The following is a 5103-nucleotide window of genomic DNA, read 5'->3' as shown; positions in this document are numbered from 1 at the left end:
GCAGGCGCGGCGCGCCCGCCCTGTCGGCCTACGACCGGAAGTATCCCAATGAGCCGGTCCAGAACGTCACCTTCGTGAACCACCCCGCGGTGCGGGCGATCGTCGCGGCTTCGGGCGCCCCGGCTTCGGTGGCGGAGCTGATGGCCCAGGACGATCAGGTGGTCACGCCGGTGCGCCGGGCCGGGCGCCGTCTGATCGCCTCCGGCTACGATCCGCGCGGCGGCGGCGTCGACGGCTGGTCGATCCTGATCGCGGACGACGGCTCCAAGGGCGCCGTCTGCTACCGGAATCTGGATGGCGGCTCGGACTGGTACATCGACGGCGGCAAGGCCTTCACCTTGGACGGCGTGTGCCCCACCCGACCAGACGACATCGAAAGCCTGGGCGACTGGCCGATGGGCCCCATCCCCGGCTGAAGTTCAGTCGGTCGCGGCGATCCGGGCGGCCTGGCCGAACAGCCAGGCCGACAGGCCCCAGGCGAAGACCCAGAAACCGATCAGGAATGCGTCCGTGTCGCGGGTGACCGCATAGCCCACCACCAGCGTGACCGCCTGCAGGACGGCCATGGCGATCAGCACACGGCCCATGCCTCGGGCCTTGAACCCGACGATGAAACCGCCGGCCGCGCCGACCAACAGCGGCAGCAGGAACAGCAGATTGAAGAGGTCGTTCTCGGACCCGACCAGACCCACGGCGCCCTGGACCCAGACCATCAGGAAGGTCGCTCCGGCCGCGACCACTACCCCGGCCCGATAAGGCATGCTGCCCGACAGCCGCACCACCAGCTCGAACGCCCCGACCAGGGCGCCGAGCATGATCGCAGCGATGACGAAGTCGAACGTCGTCCAGTTCACCTCGCTGGTGAACTGCATCGCGACAAGCGGCAGCAGCAGGATCAGCCCCGCCCCGACCCACGCGGCGATCCGCCATCCCACCAGACCGCCCTTCCGGGGCTCGACCGTATTCGTCATTGCATTGCCTCCTTGCATGCTTGAGGTTTCCTGCGTGCCCGAGGCGGCGCTGAGCGGCATGAGCAAGTTCTGAGGTCCTGCTGAAAAATGACGCCTGAGGACGCAGGGGGCGGCTATCGCTTCGACCGCTACACCCTGGATCCGGCCGACCGCCGCCTGACGCGCGACGGGACGACGGTGGAGCTGAACAGCCGCTATCTCGACGCGCTGGCGCTGCTGGTCGGCGAGGCCGGACGGCTGGTGTCCAAGGACCGGTTCATGGCCGAGGTCTGGAAGGGCGTCCCGGTCACCGACGAGGCGCTGACCCAGTGCATCCGGACGCTCCGCAGGCAGCTCGGCGACGACGCCGCGCGCCCCCGCTTCATCGAGACCGCGCCCAAGCACGGCTACCGGTTCATCGCCTCGGTCGAGCGGATTGGAGGCGAGCGGACCGGGGATGAGGCTATGGCGCCGGGCCTGGCCGACGCCGGGGCTCGGCCCGCTCAATCCTGGAAGCGGTTCGGACTGCTGGGCTCGGCGGGAATGACCGGCGGTGGCGCGGCGGGCCTGGTCGGAGGGCTGATCTACGGCCTGATCGGAGCGGCCGGTCCTCAGGCGGGGGACATGGGGTCCGCCTCGGTGCTGCTGGTGCTGGCCGGCCTGACGCTATGGGTCGGGCTGGTCGGCGGCGCGGGCGTCGGCTTTGGTATCGCGGCGGCGAACTTCCGTTCGGCGCGCCTGGGCCCGTGGAGCGTCCTGGGCGGCGCGCTCGGCGGGCTGGTCGTGGGCGGGGTGGTCAAGCTGGTGGGCGCGGACGCCTTCACCCTTCTGTTCGGCCAGTCGCCGGGCCGGATCACGCGGCCGGGCGAAGGTCTGCTCTTGGGAGGAGCGGTCGGCCTGGGCGCCTGGCTGAGCGGTGGTCGGCTGCGTCGCGGCGTCGTGGCCGCGGGTCTGGCGAGCGCCGTCGCGGGTCTGCTCCTCAGCCTGGCGGGCGGGCGGCTGATGGCGGGCAGCCTGGATCAGCTGGCGGCGCGCTTCCCTGAATCTCAACTCCAGCTGGTCCAGCTGAGCGCTCTGTTCGGCGAGGCGGGTCTGGGCCCGATCTCTCGCACCGTCAGCGCCAGCCTGGAGGGCCTGCTGTTCGGCGCCAGCGTCGTCGCCGCGATGATCCTGGCCCGGCGAAGCCTCGGAGATGACTGCGCCTGAAGGTCGTTCAGGCCGTCTTCGGCCAGCCTCCGGCGCGGCTCAGCGCGCTCGGCGCGGGGCGGCCGATCTTCTCGCCGATCCAGCGGGCGGTCCCGATCAGGGCGTCCAGGTCGTAGCCGGTCTCGAACCCGGCCCGCTCCAGCATGTAGACCAGATCCTCAGTGGCGATGTTGCCCGTGGCGCCGGGCGCGAACGGGCAGCCGCCGATACCGCCGACCGAGGCGTCCAGCACGTCGACTCCGGCCTCGACCCCGGCGTAGGCGTTGGCCAGGCCGGTGTTGCGGGTGTCGTGGAAATGCAGCCGCAGGACGGCGTCGGGCGCGGCCTTGCGCGCCGCCTCGACCTTGCGGGTCACGGCCCAGGGGTCGCCACGCCGATGGTGTCGGCGAGGGCGATCTCGGGCACGCCCAGTTCGGCGATCCGGCCGACCAGGTCCGCGACCTGCTGCGTCGACACCTCGCCGTCGAACGGGCAGCCCCCAGACGCAGGACAGGGTGGCGGACAGGGAGGCGCGGCGCCCGGCGCGCCGGCCGGCGTTCGCCCGCCCCGCCACGATGTCGGCCAGCATGCCGACCTGCTGGTCCACCGTCAGGCCTTGGTTCTTCAGTCCGAAGCCGTCGGTGGCCGACATGGCCACGTTGACCTCGTCCACGCTCGTTCCCAAGGCGCGGTCATAGCCCTTGCCGTTCAGAACCAGGCCGATGCGGCTGCGGCCGGCCTCGGGGGGCAGGGCGGCCATGACCTCTTCGGCGCCGGCCATCTGGGGCACATATTTCGGGTGGACGAAGCTGACCGCCTCGATCCGGCGGCGCCGCGTCTCCAGCCGCCGCACCAGGTCGGCGCGCACGGCGGGCTCCAGGACCGCCTTCTCGTTCTGAAGGCCGTCGCGGGGGCCGACCTCGACGATGGTGATGCGCCGGGTCACCGGGCCGGGCCTCGGCCGGAGTTTGGCGTCGGCGTCGGCGTCCCGGCGCCAGGCGGGGCGTAGACGGTCAGGCTGACGTCGTCGCCCTGCGAGTAGTTGTGCCCGTTGACCACGCCCACCGACCGGCCGGTCACGCCGATGGCGGTCTCGGCGTCATGGAAGGCCTCGGCCTGGCGTTCCTCGACGATCGCCGGCCGGCCTTCGGCCAGGGCGCGGGCCGCGCCCTGCGCGTCGGTCAGCTCGGTCTCGCGTCCGGTCAGGAAGACGAAGCTGGGCTCATGATATCCGGCGATCGCGACTGGGCCGGCGCCTGGCGGGGATGCAGATCGGCTCTCACCAACATCTTCTCCAACTGGGGTGAAACGGCCAGCGGCCGCAGCTGGCGCAGCGTTCCGGCCAGCGCCCCGTGGGCGACCACGCCCAGGGCGATCGAGGCGATCAGGGCCGTGACGGCGGCGCGGTGCAGCAGCAGGAACGCGCCGATCAGCGCGGCCAGGACGGCGAAGACGATGGTGATCGTCGCCCAGGTCTGCGCCGTGGACTTGCCGTACTCGGTCAACAGCCAGACGGTCCCGACGGCCAGCAGGGCGCCGACGAAGACCGTCAGGCCCGCGCCGATGTAACGCGACCACTGGCCGATCGGCCGGGTCAGGGCGGCGGCGGCCAGCAGGGCCAGGGCGCCGAAGGTCGGCAGGGTGTAGTGGGCGAGCTTGGTCGGGGTCAACTCGAAGATCAGCCAGGCCGGAACCAGCCAGCAGACCAGGAAGCGGATCGCCGGTTCGGCGCGCCGGCTCCAGCCCGTCGACAGGGCCGCCGGCAGCAGCAGGGTCGCGGGGAAGAACAGCACCGGCGCCAGCAGCAGGTAGTAGCCTGGCCAAGCCCCGTGGCTCTCGTGCCCGCCGGCGATCTTGGGCGCCAGGTCGCCGGCGATCGCCTCGCGCCAGAAGCCGCCGTCGGTGGCGATGGTGATGGCGATGGCCCAGGGGCCGACGATCAGCGCCACAAGGGGCAGGCCCCAGCCCCAGCCCAGCCGCTTCAGCCAGCCGGCGTCGCGGTCCCATAGAGACAGCAGCAGCATGGCGGGCGCGACCACGATCAGGCCGATCGGCCCCTTGACGAGGATCGACAATCCCAAGCCCAGCCAGAAGATCAGCTTGTGCGGCCTTCGCGGCGCCTCCCCGGCCCTGGACGTCAGGTAGATCCGCGCCAGCCCCGCCATCGCGAGGGTCACGGCCCCGCACAGCATGGCGTCGGTCTTGGCGATCCCGGCCTCGGTCGATAGCAGGAAGGTCGCGCCCAGCGCCGCGCCGGCCAGGAAGCCGGCCCTCTGGCCGACCATCGCCGCGCCGGCCCAGGCGACGGCGCCCGCCGCCATCAGGGCGCCCAGGATCGACGGGATGCGGTAGGGTTGGATGTCCCGGTCCTCGACCTTCGAGGTCAAGGCCACGGCGGCGGCCTGCATCCAGTAGATGCCGACCGGTTTCTTCCAGCGGGGCTCGTCCTGGAAGCGGATATCGACGTAGTCGCCGCTCTCCAGCATCTGCGAGGTGGCCTGGGCGTAGCGGCTCTCGTCCCGGTCCAGCGGGGGCAGCAGCATCAGCACCGGCAAGCCTGCGAACAGGGCGACGAGCATCGCCAGCACGGGTCCGCGCCAGCCGGCGATGAAACGATCGAGGTCGGGGCGCATCATGACGTCTTCCTAACACGGCGTTTCACCGCGCGTCATGGCCTGCCGAGCGGCCCTCCCGTCGGGCCGCGAAACCGGCTAGACCGGAACCATGATCGAAGCCGTCCCCGAGATTTCCGTCGTCGTTCCCGTCCATGACGAGGAGGGCGCCGCCGGGCCCCTGGCGCGCGAGATCGCCGAGGCCTTCGCGGGACGGTCGTTCGAGATGGTGTTCGTCGACGACGCCTCCAGAGACGGCACCCTGGCCGAGCTTCGCGCCCTGCAGGGCGAACTGCCGGCCCTGCGCGTGCTCAGCCACGGCTCCAACGCCGGCCAGAGCCGCGCGGTGCGCACCG

6 protein-coding genes and 1 pseudogene are annotated in these 5103 nt (G+C 71.6%); 3 read left to right on the top strand and 4 right to left on the bottom strand.

What is annotated here, in order from left to right:
- Nucleotides 1-416 (top strand): hypothetical protein (locus tag AC2W7C_RS13195; RefSeq protein WP_486001850.1); only part of this gene is annotated, 416 nt, incomplete at its 5' end.
- A gap of 3 nt (nt 417-419) precedes the next feature.
- On the opposite strand, the gene AC2W7C_RS13190 is transcribed toward AC2W7C_RS13195, so the two are convergent.
- Nucleotides 420-971 carry a hypothetical protein gene (locus AC2W7C_RS13190; protein ID WP_486001849.1) on the bottom strand — a complete coding sequence of 184 codons (552 nt, stop codon included), beginning with the start codon at nt 969-971 and terminating at the stop codon, nt 420-422.
- 87 nt (nt 972-1058) lie between these two features.
- Here AC2W7C_RS13190 and AC2W7C_RS13185 point away from each other — a divergent pair, with 87 nt between their 5' ends.
- Nucleotides 1059-2156 (top strand): winged helix-turn-helix domain-containing protein, encoded by a 1098-nt coding sequence (locus AC2W7C_RS13185; RefSeq protein ID WP_486001848.1) that lies wholly within the window; start codon nt 1059-1061, stop codon nt 2154-2156.
- A 7-nt stretch (nt 2157-2163) separates the two neighbouring features.
- Here the strand turns inward: AC2W7C_RS13185 and AC2W7C_RS13180 are convergent.
- The 3 genes and pseudogenes from AC2W7C_RS13180 to AC2W7C_RS13170 form a co-directional block, all read right to left on the bottom strand.
- Nucleotides 2164-3081: pseudogene (locus AC2W7C_RS13180) on the bottom strand (hydroxymethylglutaryl-CoA lyase).
- Nucleotides 3078-3215, bottom strand: coding sequence for a hypothetical protein (locus tag AC2W7C_RS13175; RefSeq protein WP_486001847.1), 138 nt, complete (start codon nt 3213-3215; stop codon nt 3078-3080). Before AC2W7C_RS13175 ends, AC2W7C_RS13180 begins: the two are co-directional and overlap by 4 nt.
- A 122-nt stretch (nt 3216-3337) precedes the next feature.
- Nucleotides 3338-4771 carry an ArnT family glycosyltransferase gene (locus tag AC2W7C_RS13170; RefSeq protein ID WP_486001846.1) on the bottom strand — a complete coding sequence of 478 codons (1434 nt, stop codon included), beginning with the start codon at nt 4769-4771 and terminating at the stop codon, nt 3338-3340.
- Between the two features lie 88 nt (nt 4772-4859).
- Here AC2W7C_RS13170 and AC2W7C_RS13165 point away from each other — a divergent pair.
- On the top strand, nt 4860-5103 hold a 244-nt coding region (locus tag AC2W7C_RS13165; protein WP_486001845.1), incomplete at its 3' end, for a glycosyltransferase.

This window comes from Brevundimonas sp. CURTG3B2_SDJG, assembly GCF_057364705.1.
Note: the sequence above shows the minus strand (reverse complement) of the source record. Positions and strands in the feature narration are given on the sequence as shown.